The sequence below is a fragment of the Janthinobacterium aestuarii genome (assembly GCF_051380835.1).
Classification (GTDB): Bacteria; Pseudomonadota; Gammaproteobacteria; order Burkholderiales; family Burkholderiaceae_D; genus Janthinobacterium; species Janthinobacterium aestuarii.
Window position 1 is genome coordinate 36772 of the sequence record NZ_JBNYXU010000014.1, and the last position, 26009, is coordinate 62780.

At 64.5% G+C, this 26009-nt stretch carries 25 protein-coding genes; 20 read left to right on the forward strand and 5 right to left on the reverse strand.

Annotated features, from left to right (window positions below; all coding sequences use genetic code 11):
* Positions 1-19 precede the first annotated feature (19 nt).
* From ACQ4WO_RS27260 to ACQ4WO_RS27285, 6 genes are all read left to right on the forward strand, one after another.
* Positions 20-1525: a type II and III secretion system protein family protein gene (locus ACQ4WO_RS27260; protein ID WP_436484025.1), complete on the forward strand. Its 1506-nt coding sequence runs from the start codon at positions 20-22 to the stop codon at positions 1523-1525.
* 9 nt (positions 1526-1534) lie between these two features.
* The gene (locus tag ACQ4WO_RS27265; protein WP_436484026.1) at positions 1535-1807 is read left to right on the forward strand and encodes a pilus assembly protein; all 273 of its coding nucleotides are present in this window, start codon (positions 1535-1537) and stop codon (positions 1805-1807) included.
* Positions 1808-1844: 37 nt separating this feature from the next.
* Complete coding sequence (locus ACQ4WO_RS27270; protein ID WP_436484027.1) at positions 1845-3005, forward strand: CpaE/TadZ family protein; 1161 nt, start codon at positions 1845-1847, stop codon at positions 3003-3005.
* Between the two features lie 89 nt (positions 3006-3094).
* Positions 3095-4441, forward strand: coding sequence for a TadA family conjugal transfer-associated ATPase (locus tag ACQ4WO_RS27275; RefSeq protein ID WP_436484073.1), 1347 nt, complete (start codon positions 3095-3097; stop codon positions 4439-4441).
* Positions 4442-4446: 5 nt separating this feature from the next.
* Positions 4447-5415 (forward strand): type II secretion system F family protein, encoded by a 969-nt coding sequence (locus ACQ4WO_RS27280; RefSeq protein ID WP_436484028.1) that lies wholly within the window; start codon positions 4447-4449, stop codon positions 5413-5415.
* 18 nt (positions 5416-5433) lie between these two features.
* Positions 5434-6375, forward strand: a complete 942-nt coding sequence (locus ACQ4WO_RS27285; protein ID WP_436484029.1) for a type II secretion system F family protein — start codon at positions 5434-5436, stop codon at positions 6373-6375.
* A 77-nt stretch (positions 6376-6452) separates the two neighbouring features.
* Here the strand turns inward: ACQ4WO_RS27285 and ACQ4WO_RS27290 are convergent, their stop codons facing one another.
* Positions 6453-7235: an inositol monophosphatase family protein gene (locus tag ACQ4WO_RS27290; RefSeq protein ID WP_436484074.1), complete on the reverse strand. Its 783-nt coding sequence runs from the start codon at positions 7233-7235 to the stop codon at positions 6453-6455.
* 195 nt (positions 7236-7430) lie between these two features.
* Between ACQ4WO_RS27290 and ACQ4WO_RS27295 the strand changes: the two genes are divergently transcribed.
* The 12 genes from ACQ4WO_RS27295 (at position 7431) to ACQ4WO_RS27350 (ending at position 21378) form a co-directional block, all read left to right on the forward strand.
* The gene (locus ACQ4WO_RS27295; protein ID WP_436484030.1) at positions 7431-8195 is read left to right on the forward strand and encodes an RNA methyltransferase; all 765 of its coding nucleotides are present in this window, start codon (positions 7431-7433) and stop codon (positions 8193-8195) included.
* Positions 8192-9094: a LysR substrate-binding domain-containing protein gene (locus ACQ4WO_RS27300; protein WP_436484031.1), complete on the forward strand. Its 903-nt coding sequence runs from the start codon at positions 8192-8194 to the stop codon at positions 9092-9094. The genes ACQ4WO_RS27295 and ACQ4WO_RS27300 overlap by 4 nt, the downstream gene beginning before the upstream one ends.
* A 90-nt stretch (positions 9095-9184) precedes the next feature.
* The gene (locus tag ACQ4WO_RS27305; RefSeq protein ID WP_436484032.1) at positions 9185-10381 is read left to right on the forward strand and encodes an MFS transporter; all 1197 of its coding nucleotides are present in this window, start codon (positions 9185-9187) and stop codon (positions 10379-10381) included.
* 72 nt (positions 10382-10453) lie between these two features.
* Positions 10454-10981 (forward strand): hypothetical protein, encoded by a 528-nt coding sequence (locus ACQ4WO_RS27310; protein WP_436484033.1) that lies wholly within the window; start codon positions 10454-10456, stop codon positions 10979-10981.
* 7 nt (positions 10982-10988) lie between these two features.
* Positions 10989-12635, forward strand: a complete 1647-nt coding sequence (locus ACQ4WO_RS27315) for a GMC family oxidoreductase (protein WP_436484034.1) — start codon at positions 10989-10991, stop codon at positions 12633-12635.
* On the forward strand, positions 12632-13588 hold the full coding sequence (locus ACQ4WO_RS27320) for an esterase/lipase family protein (RefSeq protein WP_436484035.1): 957 nt from the start codon (positions 12632-12634) through the stop codon (positions 13586-13588). Before ACQ4WO_RS27315 ends, ACQ4WO_RS27320 begins: the two co-directional genes overlap by 4 nt.
* Positions 13589-13874: 286 nt before the next feature.
* Positions 13875-17513 (forward strand): EAL domain-containing protein, encoded by a 3639-nt coding sequence (locus ACQ4WO_RS27325; RefSeq protein ID WP_436484036.1) that lies wholly within the window; start codon positions 13875-13877, stop codon positions 17511-17513.
* Between the two features lie 152 nt (positions 17514-17665).
* Positions 17666-18247, forward strand: a complete 582-nt coding sequence (locus tag ACQ4WO_RS27330) for a phasin family protein (protein WP_436484037.1) — start codon at positions 17666-17668, stop codon at positions 18245-18247.
* Positions 18248-18385: 138 nt separating this feature from the next.
* Positions 18386-19057, forward strand: coding sequence for a TetR/AcrR family transcriptional regulator (locus tag ACQ4WO_RS27335; RefSeq protein ID WP_034758777.1), 672 nt, complete (start codon positions 18386-18388; stop codon positions 19055-19057).
* Between the two features lie 41 nt (positions 19058-19098).
* Complete coding sequence (locus ACQ4WO_RS27340) at positions 19099-19872, forward strand: tetratricopeptide repeat protein (protein WP_034758773.1); 774 nt, start codon at positions 19099-19101, stop codon at positions 19870-19872.
* Positions 19873-19883: 11 nt separating this feature from the next.
* Complete coding sequence (locus ACQ4WO_RS27345; RefSeq protein WP_436484075.1) at positions 19884-20429, forward strand: LOG family protein; 546 nt, start codon at positions 19884-19886, stop codon at positions 20427-20429.
* Positions 20430-20781: 352 nt separating this feature from the next.
* Positions 20782-21378: a PEP-CTERM sorting domain-containing protein gene (locus tag ACQ4WO_RS27350; RefSeq protein WP_436484038.1), complete on the forward strand. Its 597-nt coding sequence runs from the start codon at positions 20782-20784 to the stop codon at positions 21376-21378.
* A gap of 214 nt (positions 21379-21592) precedes the next feature.
* Here the strand turns inward: ACQ4WO_RS27350 and ACQ4WO_RS27355 are convergent, their stop codons facing one another.
* The 3 genes from ACQ4WO_RS27355 to ACQ4WO_RS27365 form a co-directional block, all read right to left on the reverse strand.
* Positions 21593-22105 (reverse strand): YgjP-like metallopeptidase domain-containing protein, encoded by a 513-nt coding sequence (locus ACQ4WO_RS27355; RefSeq protein ID WP_072456536.1) that lies wholly within the window; start codon positions 22103-22105, stop codon positions 21593-21595.
* Between the two features lie 178 nt (positions 22106-22283).
* Positions 22284-22664 carry a KGG domain-containing protein gene (locus tag ACQ4WO_RS27360; protein WP_436484039.1) on the reverse strand — a complete coding sequence of 127 codons (381 nt, stop codon included), beginning with the start codon at positions 22662-22664 and terminating at the stop codon, positions 22284-22286.
* Between the two features lie 47 nt (positions 22665-22711).
* Complete coding sequence (locus ACQ4WO_RS27365; RefSeq protein WP_139090957.1) at positions 22712-23224, reverse strand: phasin family protein; 513 nt, start codon at positions 23222-23224, stop codon at positions 22712-22714.
* A gap of 344 nt (positions 23225-23568) precedes the next feature.
* Here ACQ4WO_RS27365 and purU point away from each other — a divergent pair, with 344 nt between their 5' ends.
* Both purU and ACQ4WO_RS27375 read left to right on the forward strand, forming a co-directional pair.
* Entirely contained in the window at positions 23569-24450 is an 882-nt protein-coding gene (gene purU, locus ACQ4WO_RS27370; RefSeq protein ID WP_436484040.1) for a formyltetrahydrofolate deformylase, read from the forward strand.
* Positions 24451-24489: 39 nt separating this feature from the next.
* A complete protein-coding gene (locus ACQ4WO_RS27375; protein WP_070291303.1) occupies positions 24490-25032 on the forward strand; it encodes a YaeQ family protein in 543 nt (180 codons plus the stop codon).
* Between the two features lie 59 nt (positions 25033-25091).
* On the opposite strand, the gene ACQ4WO_RS27380 is transcribed toward ACQ4WO_RS27375, so the two are convergent.
* On the reverse strand, positions 25092-25877 hold the full coding sequence (locus tag ACQ4WO_RS27380; protein WP_436484041.1) for a head GIN domain-containing protein: 786 nt from the start codon (positions 25875-25877) through the stop codon (positions 25092-25094).
* Positions 25878-26009: the final 132 nt, after the last annotated feature.

Here is a 26009-nt window from a genome sequence, read left to right on the forward strand (position 1 = left end):
AGGCAAGCAAGGATGACCGATGAATATATTTCGTAAGCACGCCGCGAGTGCGGGCATGCGCCTGGCGCTGGCCGCAGGCATGGCCTGGCCAGCGGGCGTCAGCGCGGCGACGCCGGCCAGGCAGGCCGTCATGTCGCCCGTCGCGGCGCCGGCCATGTCGCTGGGCGCCGATATCGCCCGCCTGGGCGCGCCCGTGCGCATCGCTGTGGGCAAGTCCACCTTGCGCAAGCTGAGCTTGCCGGTGTCGCAGATCGCCGTCAACGATGCGCGCGTGGCCGGCGCCAGGATGCTGGGCTCGTCCAGCCAGCTGTTCGTCTGGGGCCTGACCCCGGGCAGCACCAACCTGATCTTGTGGGACCGGCAGCAGCGCCCCGTGATCGTCGATATTGAAGTCGAGATCGACGTCGAAGGCTTGCAGGCGCAGCTCGCCTATGTCTTCCCTGGCGAGCGTGCCGTGAAAGTTGGCGCGGCCGGCGGCAGCATCGTGCTGTCGGGACAGGTGAGCGACGGCGTCAAGGCCAGCCAGATCCTCGAGATGGCGCAAGCCTATGCGCAGCGCGGCGTGGGCGAGCCGGCCGCACCGGCCGCAGCGGCCGATGGCGCCGCGAGTGCGGGCGGCGCCGTCAAAGTCATCAATATGCTGTCGATCGCGGCGCCGCAACAGGTGATGCTGGAAGTGAAGATCGCCGAAGTGTCGAAGACCCTCGTCGACCAGCTCGGTGCCAGCGTGGGCCTCAGCGGCACGCGCGGCAACTGGAGCTACGGCTTGCTGTCGAACCTGCTTAGCGGCAACCCCAGCCAGCTGGGCGCCGTGCACGGCAAGAATGGCAACGGCCTGACGCTCGATGCGCAAAAGCGCGACGGCCTCGTCAAGGTGCTGGCCGAACCGAACATCATGGCCATCAGCGGCCAGGAAGCCAGTTTCCTGGCGGGCGGCAAGATTTTCATTCCGGTCGCGCAAGACAGCACGACCAACAAGATCACGCTCGAGGAAAAGGAATTCGGCATTGCCGTCAAGTTCACGCCCACCGTGCTGGAAGGGGGACGCATCAACCTGAAGGTGGCGCCGGAAGTGTCGGAGCTGAACCGCGAAGGCATCGGCATCACCACGGGTGGGGGCGCCGCCGCCAATGCGGTGCTGCCGGCCTTTACCACGCGGCGCACCACCACGACGGTGCAGCTGTTCGATGGCCAGAGTTTTGCCGTTGGCGGCTTGATCAAGAACAATGTGACGACCAATATCAAGGCCTTGCCCTTCCTGGGCGAGATTCCCGTGCTGGGCGCGCTGTTCCGCAGCAGCGATTTCCAGACCGACCGCACCGAGCTGGTATTCATCATCACGCCGCACCTGGTCAAGCCGCTCGATACCGCGGAAGGCACCGATATCGTGTTGCCGACCGACGCCTATGTGGCACCGAGCCGCGGCGAGTTCTTCTTGCAAGGAAAAATGGAAGGCGCCGCCGCCCCACGTCCACGGCAGGAAGCGGCCACGCAGACAGCGCCGGCCAGCCCGGACATTCAATAGGAGCATACCATGCAGCATTCCCTTTCCCTCCCCGTGCTGCTGGCCGCCCTGGCCGCCAGCGGCTGCGCCGCCACGCCGAACCTGGACCGCCAGTTCGGCCACAGCGTCGCGCAGTTGCGCGCGCGCCAGGTGCTGGCGCCGCAGGCGGGCGCGAACCGCGACCCCGTGGCCGGCATCGACGGCAAGGCCGCGCAGGCCGCCCACGCGGCATACCAGAAAAGCTTTGCCGCGCCCGCGCCGCAAGCGGCCGCCCTGACCATTGGCGTCGGGGCGCGCCCGTGAGCCTGGCACCGTCACCACAGAATCAGCAAGGCATATCGTGAAAATCGCCATCAATTCCCGGGATGAAAAAACGCTGTCCGAACTGGGGCGGCTGCTGCGCAGCCGCAACCGGCTCGACGAGATCAGCGCGGGCGGCGAAACGTTTGAGGCGCTGCAGGCCGCGCAATCGCTGCCGGATGTGCTGATCTTCGACCGTCCGTCGAACGACGGCGCCGACCTGGCCGCCATCGAGCGCCTCAGCAACCTGCATCCGCGCACGGCCTTCATCGTGCTGTGCCACCAGCAGGCGCCGGAATTCCTGCTGCAGGCCATGCGCGCGGGCGTGCGCGACGTGCTGCCGTTTCCCGCCGCGCCGGCCAGCCTGCATGCGGCGCTCGAACGCATCGAGGAAAAGCTGGAGCGGCGCGAGCATGGCAACGGCAAGGTGCTGGCCTTCATTTCCTGCAAGGGCGGCAGCGGCGCCACCTTCATCGCCAGCAACCTCGGTTATGCGCTGGCCGCCGGCGGCCAGCAGCGCGTCGCCCTGATCGACATGAACCTGCATTTTGGCGACGCCTCGCTCTTCGTTTCCGAGAACAAGCCGCTGGCCACCCTGTCCGACGTCACGCGCGACATCCACCGGCTCGACTCCTCGTTCCTGGGGTCGAGCATGCTGCACATCCTGCCCAACTACAGCGTGCTGGCCGCGCCCGAGGATCCGGCCCACGCCAGCGAAGTGGCGCCCGAACACATCGACGCCATCATCCGGCAAGCCAGGCGCCAGTACGACTTCATCGTGCTCGACGTGGGCCGCAACCTCGACGCCGTCAGCGTGCGCGCGCTGGACCACGCGGACATGATCTTTCCCGTGCTGCAGGCGACCTTGCCGTACATCCGCGACGGCAAGCGCCTGCTGGGCATGTTCCGCTCGCTCGAATACGCGAAGGAAAAGGTGCACATCATCGTCAACCGCCACGACAAGGGCGGCGAAATCCGCCTGCGCGACCTGGAAGCGGCGTATGGCACGGCCGTCTACCGCACGGTGCCCAATCACTACGCCTCGGCGGCCGCCTCCGTCAACCAGGGCATGCCGATTTTGCAGCTCGACAAAGCCAGCCCGATCACCCGCTCGCTGCAGGAATTCGCCGCCAGCCTGGCCGGAAGCGCGGCCAGCACGGCGCGCCAAGGCTGGCTGGGCCGCGTCCTGCGGCGAGCTTGATTCACACGTTTGGCCCACACGCTTGATTCACATGCTTGATACACATCCCAGAACAGGAGCATCGCATGGCTAGTTCCCCCACCGCCGCCTTGTCCATCCGCGAACGGCTCGGCAGCGCCAAGATCGCCGCGCTCGCGCCGCAACGCGCGGCGGCCATCGACAACCACGGCTACCGCGACCTCAGGCTGCGCATCCATGGGCTGCTGCTCGAACGGGTCGACCTGGAAACCATGCAGCGCCTGTCGCCGGAGCGCATCCGCGAAGAATTGCGCGGCTTGGTCGAGCGCCTGCTGGACGAAGAGGCGGTGGTCATCAACGACGCCGAGCGCCGGGGCCTCACGCGCGACATCCAGCACGAGATGCTGGGCTTCGGGCCGCTTGAAACCCTGCTGTCGGACGCCAGCGTATCGGACATCCTCGTCAATGGCCACAAGCAGGTGTATGTGGAACGCGGCGGCCGCCTGGAGCTGACCGACATCTGTTTCGACGACGACGCCCACCTGATGAAAATCATCGACAAGATCGTCTCGCGCGTGGGCCGCCGCATTGATGAATCGAGCCCCATGGTCGATGCGCGCCTGCCCGACGGTTCGCGCGTGAACGCCATCATCCCGCCGCTGGCCATCGACGGTCCCGTGATGTCGATCCGGCGCTTCTCCGTCGATCCGCTGCGCCTGGCCGACCTGGTCGCCTACCGCAGCATGACGGCCGAAATGGCCGAGGTGCTGCAGGGCCTGGGCAAGGCGAAGATGAACATCCTCATTTCCGGCGGCACGGGCAGCGGCAAGACCACCATGCTCAACGTGATTTCCGGCTTCATCGGCCATACGGAACGCATCGTCACGGTGGAAGACGCGGCCGAGCTGCAATTGCAGCAGCCGCACGTGGTGCGCCTGGAAACGCGGCCCGCGAATATCGAAGGCAAGGGCGAGGTGAGTCAGCGCGCGCTGGTGCGCAATGCGCTGCGCATGCGCCCCGACCGCATCATCCTGGGCGAAGTGCGCGGCGCCGAGGCGCTCGACATGCTGGGCGCCATGAACACGGGCCACGAAGGCTCGATGGCCACCATCCACGCCAATACCCCGCGCGACGCGCTGACGCGGCTGGAAAACATGATCAGCATGGCGGCGGCGAATTTGCCCAGCAAGGCCATCCGGCAGCAGATCAGCTCGGCCGTGTCGGTGGTGGTGCAAGTGTCGCGCCTGATCGACGGCAAGCGCAAGGTCACGTCGATCCAGGAAATCACGGGCATGGAAGGGGAGGTCATCACGATGCAGGAAATCTTCAGTTTCAGACAGACGGGCGTGGCCGAGGGCGGCGCCGTGGTGGGGCAGTTCTCGGCCAGCGGCATCCGCCCGCGTTTCCTCGAGCGCCTGAACAGTTTTGGCATCGGCGTGCCGGCCGCCTTGTTCGAACCCGCGGCGGCGGGACGCTGACCGCCATGCTTTCCTGTCTTGTCTATCTGTTCCTCTTCCTGGCCGTCCTGCTGCTGGTGGCGGGCGCTTGGCTGGCGTGGCAGGCGGCGCGGGGGCCGGGCGCTGCGCGGGTGGCGCGTCGCCTGCAGTCCATGTATACGGCCAGCGACGGCGAACAGGCGCTGTCGATCACCAAGCAGCGCCCGCTGAGCAGCTATCCCTTCCTGCAGGGCGTGCTGGAAGGCTTGCCCGGCGTGCGGCGCATCGAGCAACTGCTGCTGCAGGCGGGCATGCGCTGGCTCGTGGCCGGATTCCTCGGCTATTGCGCGCTTGGCGCGCTGGCCGGCCTGCTGGCGGCCAGCGTGCTGCCGCTGCCATGGTATGTGCGTCTTGGCCTGGGCGCGGGCGGTGCCGCGCTGCCTTATCTGCTGGGGCGCCGCGCCAGGAGCCGGCGGCTGGTGCGCATCGAGCAGCAATTGCCGGACGCGCTGGACCTGATGGGCCGCGCCATGCGCGCCGGCCATGCGTTTCCCACCGCGCTGAAAATGGTGGGCGAGGAGATGACGGGGCCGCTGGCCGACGAGTTTCGCGCCGTGTTCGACGAAGTCAGTTTCGGCGTCGCGATGGCCGATGCGTTGGGCAACCTGGCCGCGCGCGTGCCCAGCACGGATTTGCGCTATGTCGTCATCGCCGTGCTGATCCAGCGCGAAACGGGCGGCAACCTGACTGAATTGCTGGGCAGCATCAGCGCCATCATCCGCGACCGCCTGAAATTGCTGGGGCAGGTGCGCGTGCTGTCGGCCGAAGGGCGCATGTCGGCCTGGGTGCTGGGCTTGCTGCCGTTTGGCGCGGCGCTGATGATGCACGTGATGAATCCGCAGTTCATTGCCGTGCTGTACACGGATGCGGGTGGGCGCAAGATGGTCGGCGTGGCGCTGGGCTTGCTGATGGTTGGCGTGCTCTGCATCCGAAAAATTATCCATATCCGGGTGTGACATGAAAGAAGAGACACGATGAGCGGCATGAATGCGGCGCAGCTGGCTTTGCTGGGCCTGCTGTTTCTGATTGTTTTCGCGCTGGCCGTGCTGGTGCTGCGCCTGTTCGCGAGCAATGCCGTGCAGCAGCGGCTGCAATCGCTCGGTGACGCGGGCGCCGCCGGCGACCGGGAGCGCCATGCCAGGCGGCGCTGGGTGGCGCACGCCGTCAGCCTCGCGCGCCCGCTGGCCAGGCTGTCGCTGCCCGACGAAGGCTGGGAAAGTTCGCCCATCCGCAGCCGCTTCGTCCATGCCGGCTGGCGCAGCCAGGCCGCGCCGGCCCTGTTTTATGCGGCCAAGACGGGCCTGTTCGTGGGCTTGCCGCTGCTCGTGTATTTCCTGCTGCGCCAGGGCGGACAGAATATGCTGTTGTGGCTGGTCGCGGCGGCCGCCCTCGGCTATTACCTGCCTAACGTCTGGCTGTCGCACTGTTTGAAACAGCGCCAGCGCGAAGTGTTCGAGACCTTTCCCGATGCGCTCGACCTGATGACGGTGTGCGTCGAAGCGGGGCTGGCGATGGATGCGGCGCTGGCGCGCGTGGCGCAGGAAATCGGCTTGAAAAGCGCGGTTCTGGCCGAAGAGCTGCAACTGGTGACGCTGGAACTGCGCGCCGGCGGCGCCAAGGACAAGGCCCTGCGCAACCTGGCCCTGCGCACGGGCGTGGGCGACGTGGATGCGCTGGTGACCTTGCTGATCCAGGCCGAGCGCTTCGGCACGAGCATAGCCGCGTCGCTGCGCGTGCAGTCCGACCAGCTGCGCACCAAGCGGCGCCAGCGCGCCGAAGAAACGGCGGCCAGGATCGCCCTCAAGCTGCTGTTTCCGCTGATCTTTTTCATTTTTCCATCGCTGATGGTCGTGCTGATGGGCCCGGCGTTCCTGCAGATTTACCGCGTGCTGCTGCCGGCCATGCGGGGCAGCTGAAGGCTAGTCGAGCGGGCAAAAAAAAAGCTGCCGGAGTTTCCTCCGGCAGCTTCTTTACATCAGCCCTTGCCTGGCAATCAGGCGAATGGCGTCAGCAAGGTGATCATCTGGCCAAAGATCTTCGGGCTGGCGGCGATGACGTCGCCCTTGTACAGGTAGTCCGATTCGCCGGAAAATTCACCGACGATGCCGCCCGATTCCGTGATCATCAGGGCGCCGGCGGCGATATCCCAAGGCTTCAAGCCTTTTTCGTAGAAGCCGTCCAGGCGGCCGCAAGCGACGTAGGCCAGGTCCAGCGCGGCCGAGCCGGCGCGGCGCACGCCCTGGCTGCGTTCGCCCATGATCGCGTACATCTTTAGGTATTCGTCCAGCGCGCGGGCGCTGCCGGCCACGTAGCCGGTGCCCAGCAGGGCGTTCGAGATGCGATCGAGCTTGGTGACGCGGATGCGTTTTTCGTTCAGGTAGGCGCCGGCGCCCTTGGTGGCCGTGAACAGGTCGTTGCGGACCGGGTCGTAGATGACGGCTTGCGTGACGACGCCGCGATGCGCGAGGGCGATCGAGATGCAGTATTGCGGAAAACCGTGGATGAAGTTGGTGGTGCCGTCCAGCGGATCGATGATCCACTGATATTCATTCTCGTCGTGCGAGTTGGCGGAAGCTCCCGATTCCTCAGCCAGGAACGCGTGGTCCGGGTAGGCTTTGGACAGCACCTCGATGATGGCTTGTTCGGCCGCCTGGTCGACGTCGGTGACGAAATCGTTATGTTGTTTTTCCGTGACGACGACGCGGTCGAGGTCAAAAGAGGCGCGATTGATGACGGTGGCGCCGCGGCGGGCGGCTTTGATCGCCGTATTGAGCATTGGGTGCATGTGAGCTTCCGTTAAAAGCACGCGACCGCCCATGGCCGCCTTGCGGCGCCGGTACGATAGAGTGCAAGAATGAATTAAAGAGCGGAGCGGTGCCGAAGTGGTTAAAATCCCGGCCTGGCGTCAGCGTTTTGTGACTCCGTTTCCCGAAATTTCCTGTATCGATACCGCGCAATAGCGCTATTTTAAATGAATCTGCCCGAAATCAACACGTCTCTTTTCAAACGCCTGCGATTTATTCTTGTCGAAACTAGTCGTCCTGGCAACATTGGCGGCGTCGCGCGCGCCATGAAAACGATGGGTTTTTCCGATCTGGTGCTGGTCAGCCCCCGCTTTCCCGATGCCTTGACGGATGCGGAAGCGGTGGCCTTCGCCAGCGGCGCGCAGGATATTTTGTCGGGCGCGCGCATCGTCGGCTCGATCGCCGATGCACTCGAAGGCTGCAATTACGCGGCCGCCGTGTCGGCCAGGTTGCGCGAATTCTCGCCGCCCGTCACGGCGCCGCACGCCATCGCGGCGCAACTGGCGGCCAGCGAAGAGCTGCACGCGGCCGTCATCTTCGGCAACGAGCGTTTCGGCTTGCCCAACGAGATCGTCGAGCAGTGCAATGTGCTGATCAACATCCCCGCCAATCCCGAATATTCGTCGCTGAACCTGTCGCAGGCGGCGCAGGTCGTCGCCTATGAATGCCGCGTGGCGGCGCTCGGCGATGGGCAAATGGCCAGCCCCGTCGGTTTCCATGGCGACGCGGCCAGTCTGGCGCAGGTCGACGGCATGTACGCGCATCTGGAGCAGGCGCTGGTCGCCATCGATTTCCTCGACGCCGACAACCCGAAAAAGCTCATGCCCCGTTTGAAGCGCCTGTTTTCGCGCACGGGGCTGGAAACGGAAGAAGTCAATATCCTGCGCGGCATCGCGCGGCATATCCTGGCGGTAGCCAAAAAAGGCCCATGATAGAGACCCGGCTGCTGCGCCAGTTCATCGCCGTCGCCGAGGAACTCAATTTCCGGCGCGCGGCCGAACGGCTGCACATGGCGCAGCCGCCGTTGTCGCAGGCGATATTGCGGCTGGAAGAGGCGCTCGGCTACCCCGTATTCGAACGCACGAACCGCAAGGTCGCCTTGACGCCGGCCGGCAGCACCTTCCTGGCGACGGCGCGCCAGGTGCTGGCCAGCCTGGAAGAGGGCGTGGCCGCCACGCGCCGCGTGGCGCAAGGCATCGAGGGTCATTTGCGCCTCAGTTTCATCCACATCACGCCGTATGCCCACGTGCTCGATGCCTTGCGCGCGTTTCGCACCGCGTCGCCCGCCGTGCAGTTCACTTTGCGCGAAGCGTCGACGCAGCAACAGGTCGAGTGGCTGGAAAAAAACGAGGTCGATATCGCCCTGCTGCGCGCACCGGGCCGCAGCACGCCGGGCTTGCGCTTCGAGCGCCTGTCCGGCGAAGACATCGTGATCGCGCTGCCATCGGAGCACCGCTGCGCGGGGCTGACGCGCGTGGACCTGGCGGACCTGGCCGGTGACGACTTCGTCGCTTCGCCGCGCGAGCTGGGCCAGGGTTTCCACGACCAGCTGGCCAGCCTGTGCCTGCATGCGGGCTTCGTGCCGCGCGTGGTGCAGCAGGCGCGCCGGCTGCAAACGGTGCTGGGACTGGTGGCGGCCGGCTTTGGCGTCGCGCTGCTGCCGGCCAGCCTGGCGGCCTGCGCACCTGCCGGCGTGGTCATGCTGCCGCTGGCAAGCGGCGCGCCCGAGGCGCTGCGCCAGCTCGACCTGTACATGGCGTGGGACCCGCAGCGCACGTCGCCCGTGCGCGAGCGGCTGCTGGCGCAGTTGCGGCAGTCTGCCTTGTATTGAGACTTGAAAAGTCTCATTCCAAGATAAATAAGATATTTTACAGATGATGGCCCAGGGGCCAGCATGGCGTTTTGATTTGCTGGAAGCGCCATGTCTCCTGTTACTACCCGCGCCGCGGCAGCCCTGCCGCCTGCCGTTTATCTGCTCTCCCTGTGCAGCTTTGCCTTTGGGTTGTCCGAATTCGTCGCCGCCGGCCTGTTGACCCCCATGGCGCGCGATTTGCACGCCAGCGTGGCGGCGGCCGGCGGCGCCATTGCCGCGTATGCGCTGGGCGCGGCCATCGGCGCGCCGATCCTGACGGCCCTGCTGGCGCGCCGGCCCACGCGCCAGGTGCTGGTGGCCACCATGCTCGTGCTGGCGGCCGGCAGCGTGGCCATGGCGGCCGCGCCGGCGCTGGGCGCGCTGCTCGGTGTGCGCTTTGCCGTGGGACTCGCGCATGGCGTGTTCATGGCCGTCGCCTCGCATGCGGCCACCAGCCTGGTCGACCCGTCCCGCGCGGGACGGGCGCTGTCCATCGTCTGGCTGGGCCTGACCCTGGCGCTGGCGGGCGGCGTGCCGCTGGGGACGTGGCTGGGCGCCGTCTCGTCGTGGCGCTGGGTATTTGCGGCCATCGGCGTGCTGGCCCTGTGCGGCGGCGCCGGCTTGCGCTGCGCCATGCCGGCCGCGCGCCAGCAGCTTGCCGCCGTATCGGCGCTGGCCAGCCTGCGCGCCATCTTGCAGCCGCCCCTGCTGCTGGCGGCCGGCGTGGCGGCGCTGGTCAGCGTGGCCACCTTCAGTTTTTTCACCTATGTTTCGCCGTTCCTGTTGCAGCTGGGCGGACTCGATGCGGGCTGGCTGGGCGCCGCCATGCTGTGCTTTGGCGCGTGCGCCATCGGCGGCAACTTGCTGGGTGGCTGGTGCGCCGATAGGCCCCACGCCTTGCGCGCCACCGTGCTGGCATTGGCCGCGCTGGCGCTCAACTTGCTGGCGTTTTATGTGCTGCGCGCCCAGTCCGTTGCCATGCTGGCCCTGTGCGGCACTTTGGGCTTGCTGTTCTTCGCCCTCGTGACCTTGTCCACCATGCGGCTGCTGCGCCTGGCGCAGCAGCATTGCCCTGGCAGCGACGCCGTGGCGGCGGGCTTGAATATCGCCGCCTTCAATGCGGGTACGGCGGTCGGTGGCGCGCTCGGCGGTGCGCTGATCGTCTCCTTCGGCTTGCCCAGCATCGCCATCGGCGGCGCGCCGGCGGCGCTGCTGGCCATGTTGCTGCTGTGGTTCCCGTCGCGCAAACTAGACGGGTCGCTCTAGTTTTTGCGCGCGGATCGCCGCCCCCTTTGGCGTACACTGGCCTGCAAAAGGCCGTATAAAACAAGGGGAGACATGGGGATGCGACGCAGATCGTTTCTGAAACTGGGCGTGCTTGGCGCCGGTGTGCTGGCCGCTGGCGGCGCCACCTACCGTCTGGTACGCGGGCCGGCGCCGCCTGGCCGCTTCGTGCCCGATGGCGAAGCGCGCGCGGCGCTGGCGGCCATCGTGCCGGCCATGCTGGGCAGTGCACTGACTCGGGACGCCACCGCGCGGGCCACGGCGCTCGATGGCGCCATCGCCGGCGTGGACACGGCCATCCGTGGCTTGCCGCTGGCGGCGCAGCAGGAAGTGCAGGATTTGTTTGGCTTGCTGGCGCTGGCGCCCGCGCGGCGTTTCGTCGCCGGCGTGCATGGCGGCTGGCTTGACGCCGACCCGGCACAGGTGGCCGCCTTTTTGCAGTCGTGGCGCACGCACCGCCTGGCCACCCTGCAGACGGCCTACCTGGCCCTGCACGATTTGATTCTCGGCGCCTGGTATGCCGATGCCGCCCACTGGGCCGCCATCGGTTATCCGGGACCGCTGCCCGAACTGAGCGCATAAGGCATCCATGAGCACATCCCCCATACCCGACCCGATCGCCATCGGCGTGGCAGCGGGCTGGAACGTTACCGACGCCAGCCCCCTGGGCGCCGACCGCAGCTTCGAGGCCGATGTGGTCGTCATCGGCAGCGGCGCCGGCGGCGGCGTGACGGCGGAAATCCTCGCGCTGGCCGGCTTGAAGGTCTTGATCGTCGAAGAGGGCGGCTTGAAGTCCTCGCAAGACTTCAAGATGCGCGAAGCGCAGGCTTATCCTGCCCTTTATCAGGAATCGGCCGCGCGCAAGACGCGCGACAAGGCGATCAATATCCTGCAAGGACGCACGGTCGGCGGTTCGACCACCGTCAACTGGACCTCGAGCTTCCGCACGCCGCCCGGCACGCTCGAATACTGGCGCAAGCACTTTGGTTTGTCCGGCTATTCCGTCGATGCCATGGCGCCGTGGTTCGCCATGATGGAAAAGCGCCTGCACGTGAGCGACTGGGCCGCGCCACCCAATGAAAACAACGACTTATTGCGCCGTGGCGCCACGGCGCTGGGCATCCCCACGGCCGCTATCCGGCGCAATGTGAACGGCTGCTGGAACCTCGGCTACTGCGGCATGGGCTGCCCGACCAACGCCAAGCAGTCGATGCTGGTGACGACGATCCCGTCGGCGCTGTCGCTGGGCGCGGGCCTGCTCGTGCATGCGCGCGCCGAACGTTTCACTTTCAAGGGCGAGCGCGTCGACAGCCTGCTGGTGACGGCGCTCGACGCCGCCGGGCAAGTACCGACCGGCGTGCGCCTGACGCTGCGCGCCAAACACTTCGTGCTGGCCGGCGGCGCCATCAATTCGCCGGCGCTGCTGCTGCGCTCGCAGGCGCCCGACCCGCACGGCTTGCTGGGCCGGCGCACCTTCTTGCACCCGACCGTGGTCTCGGCGGGCCTGTTCAAGCAGAGGGTCGACGCCTATGCGGGCGCGCCGCAGACGATTTATTCCGACCATTTCCTGCACGTGGCGCCCATCGATGGTCCCATCGGCTACAAGCTCGAAGCGCCGCCTTTGCACCCGTTGCTGATGGCCACCACCATGGGCGGCTTCGGCGACGAGCATGCGCGCACCATGCGCGAATTTCCCCATGCGCACGCCTTGCTGGCGCTGCTGCGCGACGGCTTTCACCATGATGCGGCCGGCGGCAGCGTTTCGATCGACAGTTTCGGCGCGCCCGTGCTCGACTATCCGCTCACGCCTTTTCTCTGGGATGGCGTGCGGCGCGCACTGCTGTCGATGGCGGAAATCCAGTTCGCGGACGGCGCCAGGAGCGTCTATCCCGTGCACGAAATGGCCAGTCACTACACGAGCTGGGCGCAGGCGAAGCAGGCCATCGGCGCATTGCCGATGCAGGCGCTGCTGGCGCGCGTGGTGTCGGCCCACGTGATGGGCGGCTGCGCCATGTCGGACGATGCGCGCCTGGGCGTGACGGGGGCCGATGGCCGCTATCACGGCGTGCGCAACCTGTCCGTGCACGACGGCTCGCTGTTTCCCACCTCGATCGGCGCCAATCCGCAACTGACGATCTACGCGCTGGCCGCGCGCCTGGCCAGCGGCCTGGCGCAAGCGCTGACGGGCAAGCCGGCGCCCGTGCCCATGCCTGCCGCCGCAACAGGCGCCGCATGATCGCGCGCATCCTCAAGTGGCTGATGCTGCTGCAAGTGCTGGCCGTGCTGGGCTTGGCGTACCTGGCCATGCAGGCGTGGGGCGTCGCCTCGCCGATGCTGGCCGTGCTGCTGGCGCTGGCCATGCTGCTGGCCGTGCGCGCGCTGATCGTCGTGCGCAATTTCAGGGAGAGCCGGCGCCTGGGCAGCCCCGTGCCGCCTGAATGCCAGCTGGGCGCCTTGGGCGCGGCGCGCCTGTTTTTCGGCGAATTGCGCGCCACCCTGTGGACATCGTCATGGGGCATGCTGCGTCCGCGCCTGCATGCGGCCGACACTATCGCCGGCCGGAGTCTGCCCGTGCTGCTGGTGCACGGCTATGTGTGCAACCGCGGCTACTGGACAAAGCTGAGCCGGCAACTGGCACGGGCCGGCATCGTGCACGACGGCGTCGACCTGGAACCGATCGGCGCCGATATCGAGGAGTTCGTGCCGCTGGTGGAACAGGCCATCGCCGAGCTGTGCGCCCGCACGGGCAGCGACCGCGTGATTCTCGTCGCCCACAGCATGGGCGGCCTGGTGGCGCGCGCCTGGCTGCGCCATTACGGCGCGGCCCGCGTGGCGCGCATCGTCACCATCGGCACGCCGCACCACGGCACGGCGCTGGCCAACCTGGCGGCGGGCGCGAATGCGCGCCAGATGAGCCGTGTCGATGGCACACCCAGCGGCTGGCTGGCGCAGCTGGCCGCCAGCGAGACGCCCGAGCTGCGCGCGCTGATCACGTCGATCTATTCGCACCACGACAATATCGTCGCGCCGCAGTCGTCCGCACAGCTGCCGGGCGCGCGCAATATCGCTTTCGGCGGCATCGGCCACGTGGCGCTGGCCAGCGATGCGCGCGTGCTGCGCCAGCTGCTGGCAGAAATCACTATCAAGAGCGAAGTCGTGCAACCTCCCTCGGCTCCCCATTTCGCCTGAGTCCTGTTGTGTTTTGTCTGCATGGCAAGACTGTCTCTTTTGACTCTGCTGTTGCCCATGTTTAACAACGCACGAGGCAGAAAATGCTGTTTTCCGCTGGCGTACTGTATTAAGCTAACGTCAGAAGATAGCTGAAGGAAATTTGTTCATGAGGCCGCTTGGGCCGTTCTGCAGGCGTACGTCGGCCAGAAATTTCTCTGAATCTATGGCAAGATGTTTATACGATTGTTATGTAGCCCGCGCATGCGGAAAAATGAGTCCATGCCGTTTTTATTGGGGGCGCTAATTGTCCGCACGTATCCTGATTATCGAAGATAACGCCACCAATATGGAATTGATGGTGTACTTGCTGCGCGCCTTCGGGTACACGCCGCTGGCCGCCTATGACGGCGAAGAGGGCGTGCGCATGGCGCGCAGCGAGTTGCCGGACTTGATCATTTGCGACGTGCACTTGCCCAAGCTCGATGGCTATGGCGTGGTGGCGGAGCTGAAGAAAGACCCGCAGCTGCGCAAGATCCCTGCGCTGGCGGTGACGGCGCTGGCCATGGTGGGCGACCGCGAACGCCTGCTCGAAGCGGGCTTCAATGGCTACATCGGCAAGCCGATCGAACCCGACCTGTTCGTCGCGGAGCTGGAGTCTTTTTTACCCGGGGCGCCGTCGACGCCAATTAAAAACGACATAGCCACCATCCTGATCGTCGATGATCATGTGCTGAACCGCGAGTTCCTGACCGCACTGCTGGGCTACGGCGGCCACCGCCTGCTGGAGGCGGCCAACGGCGCCGACGCGCTGGAAATACTGCGCACCGAGCGGCCCAACCTGATCATCTCCGACATCCTCATGCCGAACATGGACGGCTACGAATTCGTCACGCGCGTGCATGCCGATCCCGCGCTGGCCGACGTGCCCATCATCTTTTATACGGCCACCTACCGCGAGCAGGAAGCGATCCTGCTGGCGCAGGCGTGCGGCGTGCGCTGGGTCTTGCCCAAGCCGTCCGATCCCGAAGTCATCGTGCGCACGGTCAACGAGGCGCTGGGACTGATGCCGGCGGCGCCCCAGGTGCCGGCGGCGCCGGGCGCGGGCGGCGGAGCGGCGCTTCCTGGCACGGGCCAGCTGGCCGGCATCGAGCACCAGGTCAGCGGCTACCTCGACGAGCTCGAATCGAGCAGCCAGCAGATTTCGCAGCTGGCCAGCCAGCGCGAGGGCCAAGCCGCGCTTCCCGAAGACCTGGGCATCATGACGGAGCGCTTGTCGCGCTCGCTGTCGAGCCTGCAGGCGGTGAGCCTGCGCCTGACGGCCTTGATCGAACTGGGCATCGAGCTGGGTGCCGAACGCGATCCGCGCGCCCTGATCGAGGCGGGTTGCAAGGTGGCGCAGAATATCTGCGTCTCCAAGTACGCCTGCATTGGCGTACTGGAAGAGGGCGCCGAAAAGCTCAGCTATTTTTCCTCGTGCGGCGCCGAGAAAAACCTCGACCGCATCGCCAGCACGCCGCGCACGGGCATTTTGAACCGCTTGCTGGAACAGCGCCAGCCTTACCGGGTCAATGGCTTGAAGGGCGATCCCTGGGCGCTGGGCCTGCCCGATACGCACCCGCCCGTACACTCCTTCCTCGGTGTGGCCATCGCCTCGCGCGAGCGCAGCCACGGCTGGCTGTACCTGGTCGACAAGCTGGGGGCGAATGAATTTTCCGAAGTCGACGAACGTGTCGCCGCCACGGTGGCGGCGCAGATCGCCGTCGCTTACGACAACCTGCTGCTGTACGACGAGATCAAGCGCCACCACGAGCAGCTGACTCTGGACATGGCGGCGCGCATCCGCCTCGATGAAGACTTGCGCCGCTTCCGCTTGGCGATGGACGCCACGGCCGACGCCATTTTCCTCGTCGACCGCGCCGGCATGTGCTTCGTCGACGTCAACCAGACGGCTTGCCGCATGCTCGGTTTCGAGCGCGAGGATTTCCTGCGCGTGGGGCCGGGCCGCGCGCACGAGGGCGAATCCCAGCTGGAAGAGCTGTACAACAAGCTGCTGGCCGGCGACCAGGGCGGCCCGATGACGGAATTGCAGCTGCAGCGCAAGGACGGATCGCCCCTGTCGGTGGAAGTGCAGCGGCGCACCTTGCGCTCGGGGCAGAGCTGGATCCTGGTGGCCGTGGCGCGCGACATCACGGAGCGCAAGGACGCCGAACAGCGCCTGATGAAGCTGGCCCATTTCGACACCTTGACGGGTTTGCCGAACCGCAGCCAGTTCTACGCCTCGCTGACCCATTCGCTGGCCCAGGCCGCCGAGCACCAGTGGGCCGTGGCCGTGCTGTTCATGGATGTCGACCGCTTCAAGAATATCAACGATACCCTGGGCCACACCATCGGCGACGACCTGCTGCGCCAGTTTTCCAGCCGCCTCGTCGATTGCCTGCGCGTGCGCGACACCATCGGCCGCTTTGGCGGCGATGAATTTGCCACCATCCTGCTGCTGCCCGAAGGCGCCCAGCATGCCGTGGGCGTGGTCGACAAGATCCGCGAGGCGATGCGCAAGCCCTTCGACTTGCAGGGCCACGAGGTGACGGTGACGGTCAGCATCGGCATCTCCGTGTTCCCCGAGGATGCGGCCGATGCGGACACCCTGATTCAATACGCCGACACGGCCATGTACCGCGCCAAGGAGGCGGGCCGCGACGCCTTCCGCTTCTTCACGGCGGAAATGAACGCGCAATCGATGGCGCGGCTGGACATGGAAAATGCCCTGCGGCGCGCCATCGACAACGAGGAATTCGTGCTGTTCTTCCAGCCCAAGGTGAATATCATCTCGGGGCGCATCAGCGGTGCCGAGGCGCTGATACGCTGGCGCCGTCCCGGCCACGGCATGGTCTCGCCGGCCCTGTTCATCCCCCTGCTGGAAGAAACGGGTCTCATCGTGCGCGTCGGTAACTGGGTGCTCGACGAGGCCTGCAAGAAGATCAGCGAGTGGGGCGCCAGCAGCATCGGCCCCGTGCACCTGTCGGTGAACGTGTCGGGCATCCAGTTTTTCGTCGGCGGCCTGGAAGAAGAGGTGCTCAAGGCGATCCGCAAGCACGATATCGCGCCCGACCTGCTGGAGCTGGAGCTGACGGAAAGCTCGCTGATGTCGAATGCCGAGGAAACCATCGCCGTGCTGCGCAACCTGAAGGCGCTGGGCATCCAGATTTCCATCGATGATTTCGGCACCGGCTATTCCAGCCTGGCCTACCTGAAGCGCTTCCCCATCGACAAGCTGAAGATCGACATCGCCTTCGTGCGCGAAGTGACGAGCAATCCGGACGATGCGGCCATCGTGCTGGCCATCATCAGCATGGCCCACAGCATGAAGCTGGAAGTGATCGCCGAAGGCGTGGAAAACGATGCGCAGCTGGCCTACCTGCGGCGCCATGGCTGCGACGAGATGCAGGGCTATTATTTCAGCCGCCCCGTGCCGCAGGAAGAATTCGAACAGATGCTGATGGGCGGCAAGCTGCTGCAGGCGCCGCAGGATGCGGGCAGCGAAGAGCAGCAAACCTTGCTGATCGTCGACGACGATGTCTTCATGCTCGACGTGCTCAGCGACTTCCTGGCGCAGGACGGCTACCGCATCCTGACGGCGCAGACGGCCGCCGAGGGCTTCGACATCCTGGCGCGCCACAAGGTGCAGGTGATCCTGTGCGACCAGTGCATGCCGCTCATGAGCGGCACCGAATTCATGGAGCGGGTCAAGCACCTGTGTCCGGACACCTTCCGCATCATGCTGTCGGCCTTTGCCGACCTGACGCCCATCATGGCGGCCATCAACCGCGGCGCCGTCGACCGCTTCTATACCAAACCATGGAAAGGCGCCGTGCTGCGCGAGAATATCCGCGAAGGCTTCCGCCTGCACAAGCTGCTGCATGGCCAGGTGAAAGCGGCGGCTTAAGGATTTTCCGCAGCGGGTAATTGGCCGCCGCGTGCGCTGGCGCACCTTGCGCAGCAGCTTTCCACCGAATTAGACTCCCGTCTCTAGTTTTGCTCTCTAGAATAAAACGCATCCATGAAGTGGCATGGCCTTTCACATGACGGGAGCTGGCGATGGCGAAGAAATTGAAGGAGCTGACGGAAGACACGGAATTGGCGAGCACCGTGCGCTCGTCGGCGCAGCAGATCTGGCAAGCGGGCCTCGGCGCTTTTGCGAAGGCGCAGGAAGAGGGCGGACGCGTGTTTTCCAGGCTGGTGAAGGAAGGCACGGAATTCCAGAAACGGGCCGAAGACAAGGTGGCGGACGTCAGCGGCAGCGTCGGCAAACTGGCCGATGGCGTGGGCAAGCAGGCCAGCGGCTCCTGGGACAAGCTGGAGCAAGTGTTCGAAGAGCGCGTGGCGCGCGCACTGGCCACCATCGGCGTGCCCACGCAGCAGGACATCGCCGCGCTGCACGCGCAGATCGATGCCTTGAGCCGGCAAGTGGCGGCGCTGTCGGCCAAGCCCGCGCCGGCGGCCAAGCCGAAGGTGGCGGCCAAGCCTGCCGTGAAGGCGGCGCCAAAAGTCGCATCGAAAGCCGTACCAAAAACTGCACCGAAAGCGGCTGCCGCCAAGGCGCCGGCCAAGCCCGCGAGCAAAGCGGTGAGCAAACCCGCCGCGAGGCCGGCGGCGAAGAAAAAAGCGCCAGTCGCCTGAGCTGGCGCCGCATGTCTCCAGCCTGCTCGCGCAGGCTTTTTTTTGCCTGCGGTTTTCGCCGGCGCCAGCGGGCGCAGTGTTTCATTACGACTATCTTAGGTGGTATGCTTGAGGCAGAACACAGAGAGATTGCCCGCCATGCTACAAAAAGCACCACGCCGTACCCGCGAACGCATCCTGGAGTTGTCGCTGCGCCTGTTCAATGAGTTTGGTGAGCCGAATATCACGACGACCGTGATTGCGGAAGAGATGAACATTTCGCCGGGAAACCTGTATTACCACTTCCGTAACAAGGACGATATCGTCAACTCGATCTTCGTCCAGTTCGAGGCGGAAATCGAACGCATCCTGACCGTGCCCGACGGGCGCCGTTCGAATATCGAGGACGTCTGGCTGTACCTGCACCTGATGTTCGAGCTGATCTGGCGCTACCGCTTTTTCTATCGCGACCTCAACGATTTGCTGTCGCGCAACCGCAAGCTGGAACTGCACTTCAAACTGATCCTGGCGCACAAGATCAAGGTGGCCACGCAGCTGTGCGAAGACTTGCGCAGCGAACAGTCGCTCGAAGCGTCGGACATGGAAGTTGCTGCCATGGCGACGAATATGGTGGTCGTCGCCACCTACTGGCTGTCGTACGAGTACGTGCGCAACCCGCGCAAGTACAGCGAGCAGCAATCGATGTCCGATGCGCTGGCGCGCGGCTGCTACCAGGTGCTGTCCCTGATCGGGCCGTATTTGCGCAATGAAACGCATTTGCTGTTTCGCAAACTGTCGGAAGAGTATGTGACCAAACTCAAGAACGACTGACGCGGCTGCTGGCGCCACGTCGTCAATTACAGGAGAGAGATATGGCTTGGAAACAATTCCCTTATCCGGACGAAGCATATGTCTACACGCCGCAAACCCTGGAAGCGGCCTGGCCGCGCCTGCATGCGGGCGATGTGGAACCGTTTCCCACGCACCCTGCGCTGCTGCAAGCCTGGCTGGCTTTCCATGCGGGCGACTTCGAGCGCGCCGTGAAGCTGGGCCTGGCCGTCGGTGTGCCCGGCTATGCGGTGGCGCACAAGGCCACCTGCATCTATGCCACGCACCTGGAAGGAAACGACAGCCAGAAACTCGACATGTACGAGGAAGTGGCCGAGCGCTGCGAGCGCCAGCAGAGCGAGCAGCCTGACAATCCGGCCGGCTACTACTGGCATGCCTACAGCCTGGGCCGCTACGCGCTGGGCACGTCCGTCGTCAAGGCACTGGCGCAGGGCATGGGCGCGCGCGTGCGCAACAGCTTGGACCGCACGATGACGGTAGCGCCCATGCATGCGGAAGCGCATATCGCGTTTGGGATTTATCATACGGAAATTATCGACAAGGTCGGCGCCATGATAGGCAGCTTGACCTACGGCGCCAACAAGGAGGACGGCTACCAGCACTTCAAGACGGCGCTGGCCCTGACGCCATATTCGGCGCTGGCGCACAGCGAATATGCGCGTGCGTTGAACATGCTCGACGGAAAGAAAAAGCTGGCGGAAGCGCTGGCCCTGTATGAAAAAGCGGCCGAGTGCGTGGCATTGGACGCCAAGGAACGCCTCGAAGTCGAGGCGGCAATTGATGAATTGAAAGGGTAGGGATTACTGTGATCAAGGCTTTATGTGTGTACTGTGGCGCCAACGCGGGCGTTTCGCCGGACTATGCCGTGGCGGCGCGCGCACTGGCGCGCGTGCTGGTGGCGGAAAATATTTCGCTCGTGTATGGCGGCGGCAAGGTGGGCCTGATGGGCGTGATCGCCGATGAAGTGCTGCGCCTGGGTGGCGAGGTGACGGGCGTGATTCCCACCCAGCTGGTCGAGCGCGAAGTGGGCCACATGGGCCTGACGCGCCAGTTCATCGTGAAGGACATGCATGAGCGCAAGGCGATGATGGCCAGCCTGTCCGACGCCTTCATCGCCATGCCCGGCGGCTATGGCACCCTGGAAGAACTGTTCGAGATGCTGACGTGGGCCCAGCTGGGCTTGCACGCCAAGCCCATCGGCCTGCTCAATGTCGACCGCTTCTACGATGGCTTGATCGCTTTCGTGCAAAACGGCAAGGAACAGGGTTTCATCCGCCCGCAGCACGCGGCATTCCTCAATGCCGACGCCGATCCGGCAGCGCTGCTACAGCGCCTGAAGGAGTGCGCGCCGTAAGAGACCATGTTTGCCTGGCCGTGCGTGCGCCGCCGATCAACTATTTTTTCTGTCGCCTGAAAGAGCCATGCGGTGCTGAACTGCATGGCTTTTTTATTTCTGCACGGGAAAATTGATCGGGCTGAATGACTTAATTAATAAAAATATGGCTATAAAATTGCTCTGTAGGCATGTTTTTTTGAAAATGAAGATGATTTTTAATCATGGCTGTGGTCTACTGTCAGGGTTCAAACGTTAGGAATATCGGACACCGACGAGCGTTGTACAGACTCCCCAAAAAAAGTGCCGAGCCGTTTCAAGTTGCCACAACCACGCTACTTCTTCATCTCGAAAGGATGCTATTTTGAAACCTATGACCCTCTTGCGAGCGACCGCTGTCGCTGCCATTCTCGCTGCCGCTGGCGGTGCCCACGCAGAAACCACCACCATCGGCTTCGATTCGCTGGAACAACCGGGCTACTTCGGTTCCGTGTTCAATTCCTACTCCGAAAGCGGCTATAACTTCGACAGCAGCTTCCTCGGGCTGCTGAGCTCGGCACATCAGGATAGCTTCGCCTATGCCGGCTCGGCCGGTCTCGGTGCGACACCCCTGTCGACGACGACCCTGAGCCGTGCCGATGGCGCCGCCTTCTCGCTGAGCTCGATCAGCCTGGCCGACTTCGTGAGCTTTCCCGGTTCCTTTGATGTGACGTTCGTCGGCCACCAGGTGGGCGGCGGCACGGTGACCCAGACCTTCACCCTCGGTGGCGGCCACACTTTTGCCGATTACACGTTTACGGGTTTCAGCAATCTGCTGTCGGCAACGTGGAAGGAAGGCGCTCTGCACACCTTCCAGGTCGACAATATCGCCGCCACTGTCAGCGCCGTGCCGGAACCGGCCACCTACGGCATGCTGCTGGGCGGTCTGGGCCTGCTGGGCTTCATGCTTCGCCGCAAGAACGCCGCCTGAGCTTGAACATGGTGCCGGTCATGCCGGCGCGCATGTGAAAAGCCGCCCGTTTTACGGGGCGGCCATGCTGACGAACCAGCGCACACGAACAATGCCGTCCAGTTGATGCTGGACGACATTGTTACTTGGACCCCATGAGCGTGACTTTCCCTGGACTTCATCACCCTGGACTTCATTACCCTGACCTCATGACCAGGACTTTACGATCAGGACTTCATGACCACAGGCGCTGGCCTGACAGGTCGAGCTGGGTCAGGTACAGGCGCACGTCGAATTCGTACTGGTGGTACTGCGGTTCCATATACGTGCACAGCTTGTAGAACGCCTTGTCGTGCTGCTTTTCCTTGACGTGCGCCAGTTCGTGCACGGCAATCATGCGCAGGAATTCCAGCGGCACTTCCTTGAACATGGTGGCCACACGGATTTCATGCTTGGCCTTGAGCTTGCCGCCCTGCACGCGCGAGATCGAGGTATGCAAGCCCAGCGCATGCTGGATCACATGGATCTTGCTGTCGAACGCCACTTTGTTGATGGGCTCGGCATTGCGCAGGAATTCATTCTTCAAATCCTGCACGTACTGGTACAGCGACTTGTCGTTGCGCACATCGTGCGCGTTCGGATAGCGTTTCAACAGGACGTCGCCCAGCTTGTCTTGCGCGATCAGTTGCTGCACTTGCGCCTGCGTTTGTTCGGAATAGGCGCTCAGGTATTTCAGGGATGGCTGCATGCGGGGAAGGGCGGGGCGTGGCGCGGAGGTGTCGGTAAGGCGAGAATGTACCATACCACCGCGCCCCGCGCTGCGCCATGGCTTGCACAGGACCGCCAGGGCCGCCCCGTGCCTTCCTGCGTCAAGCCGCGCACTGCCGGGCCAAGCCGCTCAGCCCGGCCATTCGCGCCAGCCCCGGTCAGCCCTTGTCGTCTTCGTCCTTGCCGCCTTGCCGGCCAGTGCTGCCGCTGCGCGCCGCCGTGCTGCGGCTTTCATTGACGCGCTGGGCCGATTGCCGGCTTTCGCCGCCTTTGCGGCCGATTTCCGCCATGTGTTCGCGGTTGCGGCTGACGGCTTCGCCGCCTTTCTGCCCGGCCCGGCGCGCTTCCTCCGAATCGAATTCATGCGCCGTGCCCTTTTGATGGGCTGCCTGGCCGCCCTTGCTGGCAATTTCGCGTTGCTGCTCCTCATTCATGGCGGCAAAACCGCGTTTGCTCGTGCCTTTGGCGCTGCCCGATTCGCTGGTTTTCTGGCTGCTGCCAGTGCCTTTGCCCTGTTCATTTCCTTGATTGCTAGCCATGTCGCTCTCCTTGCTGTCGAGTGGGGTCAAGTGGTCAATGCAGACGCTCAATGCGCCTGCTCGGATTGCCTGCTGGTATCGCGGCTGCTGCCCGAGCCGTTGCGGTGGCCCGTGGCATGCATTTTTTCAATCATTTCACGCTGACGCTGCGTGGCTTTTTCCGTTTCTTCTGCCGTCTTGCGCACTAATTCGTCAGCGAAGGCCACGGCCGTGCGGCCCGCTTCGGGCAGGTGATTCTCTGCAGTGCGGTTCATTTCAACATTGGCGTTGGCGACGAGATTGCCGAGTTGCTGCTGGTACTGGCGCAGCTTGTTGCCGCTTGGCTGCAACTGGCCGGCGGCCATCGACATGAACTCGCCTGTGTCGCGCGCGCACAGCAGTTGCTGGCTGGCGCTGCTCCATTCTTGCAGCAGGTCTTGCGCCAGCCGCAGATGCAGCTCGCTCAATTGCTGCACCGTATCGAACATCTTGCGCGATAGTTCCGTGGCGAAATTGCACTGGGCCTCGAGATGGGACTTCAGGGCGGGGCTGAGACTGGGGGAAATACTGTTTGGGAACATGTTCTACCTCAATGAAAAACTGATCCGGGAAACACCCGGTGCACCGGGTGCGACGTATGGTGAAACAAGCAAAGAGATAGACGCCCAATGGCGTGTCAGGTTCCACGCCTGATGCCGGTTTGACGCGAGAATGGGGGCTGGCAGGTGGAAAAACGCGGCGACTTTGTGCCAGATCAAATGAACGTCAATCGGCTCGCCGCCGCCAGCAGCCATGCCGCTTGTGTGGAAAATGCATGTTTACAGGCCCGGCCGTGCGACAATAGCCGGCTCGCGGCAGCGCAGCCGATGGCCGGCGCGCGTGGCTGAGCCGAGCATCGCCTTACTTTTTACCTGATTCCGCGACCATGACGCATCCCGAATACATCCTGACCCTGTCCTGCCTGGACCAGCGCGGCATCGTGCACCGCGTCTCCGGCTTCCTGGCCGAACACGGCTGCAACATCCTCGATTCCGCCCAATTCGGCGACCAGGAATCCCAGCTGTTCTTCATGCGCGTGCATTTCGCGCTGGAAGACGGCGCCGTCAGCGACGCCCAGTTGCGCAGCGACTTCGCCGACTTGTCGCAAGCCATGCAGTTGAACGGCGCCTTCCATGGCCAATTGCACGATGCGCGCGTCAAGCCGCGCGTCATGCTGATGGTGTCGAAGATCGGCCATTGCCTGAACGATTTGCTGTTCCGCTACAAGAGCGGCTTGCTGAACGTGGAAATTCCCGCCATCGTGTCGAACCACATGGAGTTCTACCAGCTGGCGGCCAGCTACAATATTCCCTTCCACCACCTGCCGCTGGCCACCGGCGCGCCGGAAGCGGCCAAGCTGGCGCAGGAAGCGAAGATCATCGACCTGATGGACACGCACAAGATCGACCTGGTGGTGCTGGCGCGCTACATGCAAATCCTGTCGCCGGGCCTGTGCCAGGCGCTTGATGGCCGCGCCATCAATATCCACCATTCCTTCCTGCCCAGCTTCAAGGGCGCCAAGCCGTATGCGCAGGCGCATCACCGCGGCGTCAAGCTGATCGGCGCGACGGCCCATTTCGTCACGGGCGACCTGGACGAAGGCCCGATCATCGAGCAGGACGTCGAGCGCGTCGACCATGCGATGGATGCGGACACCCTGACGGCCATCGGCCGCGACGTCGAGTGCGTGGTGCTGGCGCGCGCCGTGAAATGGTTCGTCGAGCACCGCATCCTGAAAAATGGCGACAAGACGGTGGTTTTCCGCTGATACCGACTTCACTATTCACTTTACCGAGACAGAAACACGATGGCCCTTAAAGCAACAATTTTCAAAGCCGATCTGCAGATCGCCGACATGGACCGCAATTACTACCAGGATCACGCGCTGACCCTGGCACGCCACCCGTCCGAAACGGACGAGCGCATGATGGTGCGCCTGCTGGCGTTTGCCATCCATGCCGACGAGGCGCTGACGTTCACCAAGGGCCTGTTCGACACGGAAGAGCCCGACCTGTGGCAGAAAGACTTGACGGGTGCCATCCAGCTGTGGATCGAAGTGGGCCAGCCCGACGAAAAGCGCATCCTCAAGGCGTGCGGCCGTTCGGAACAGGTCATCGTTTACAGCTATGGCGCAACGAGCCACATCTGGTGGAAGCAGATCGCCAACAAGCTGGAGCGGGCGAAGAACTTGACCGTGATCAACCTGCCATCCGAGGCGGCGCAAGACATGAGCAAGCTGGCGCAGCGCACGATGCAGCTGCAATGCACGATCCAGGATGGCCAGATCTGGCTGACGGACAGCGTCAACACGGTCTTGATCGACCGCGAACCGGTCAAGCCGGCCCGCTGATTTGACTGTTTGAAATGCAAAAAGCCCGGAGCGATCCGGGTTTTTCTCATTGTGATTGATCAATTCGGTGCTGCGCCCAGGCGGCGGATGCTGCTCGAACGCTGCATGCTGCGGCTGATGCGCGGATCGCCGTAGTAGCTCACTTCGCCCGAACCGCCGATGCTGATGGCCAAGTCTTGCTTGGCCCACACGGTGGCTTCGCCAGAGCCGCCGATGCTCACCTGCACCTCGCGCGCGGCCAGGCGGCCCGCCTCGATATTGCCGGAGCCGCCGATCGATGCCGTCAGCTGCTCCGTCTTGCCGCTGGCCTTGAAGCTGCCGCTGCCGCCGATGGCGATGGAAACCTGACGGCTGTCGAGGTCGCGCGCGTGGATGGAACCGGAACCGCCCACGTCGAAGCGCAGGTTCTCGGCGCGCAAGCCCGTTGCCGTGATGTTGCCCGAGCCGCCCACGCTGACGCGCTCCACCTGGCGCGCCTGGATGACGATGGTCAGGCTGCTCTGGCGGAAGTTGGCGTTGCGCTTGGCGGGGCGGATGCGCAGGGTGCCGTTTTCCACGGCCGTGTCGATCAGCGGCAGGATATTGTCGTCCGCTTCGATCGTGACGCTGTCCGTGTTGCCGATGCGCAGTTCGACCGTGCCCGGCACGTTCAGCGCCACGGCATGGAAACTGCCCACTTCGCGCGCCTGCTTTTGCAGCTTGCCGCTACCCTGGATGCTGTTGCCGGAAATCCAGTCAAGCGGCGACGCCAGCGCCGGCGCGGCCGGGAGGGCCAGCGCGCAGGCGGCCAGCAGCAGGGCGCTCACGGCGCTAGCGTGGCGGCGGTGGAAAAGTGGCTGTGTCATTCTTGCTCCCTGTTGGAATTGGTATGAGAGCATGGTATGCCAGCCGGCCGCGTCTGCGTACCGTCCTGCGACAGACTGCGCCAGCAGCGGCATGGAATGCAGGAGGCTGCGACAGGATGGCATGAGGTATCA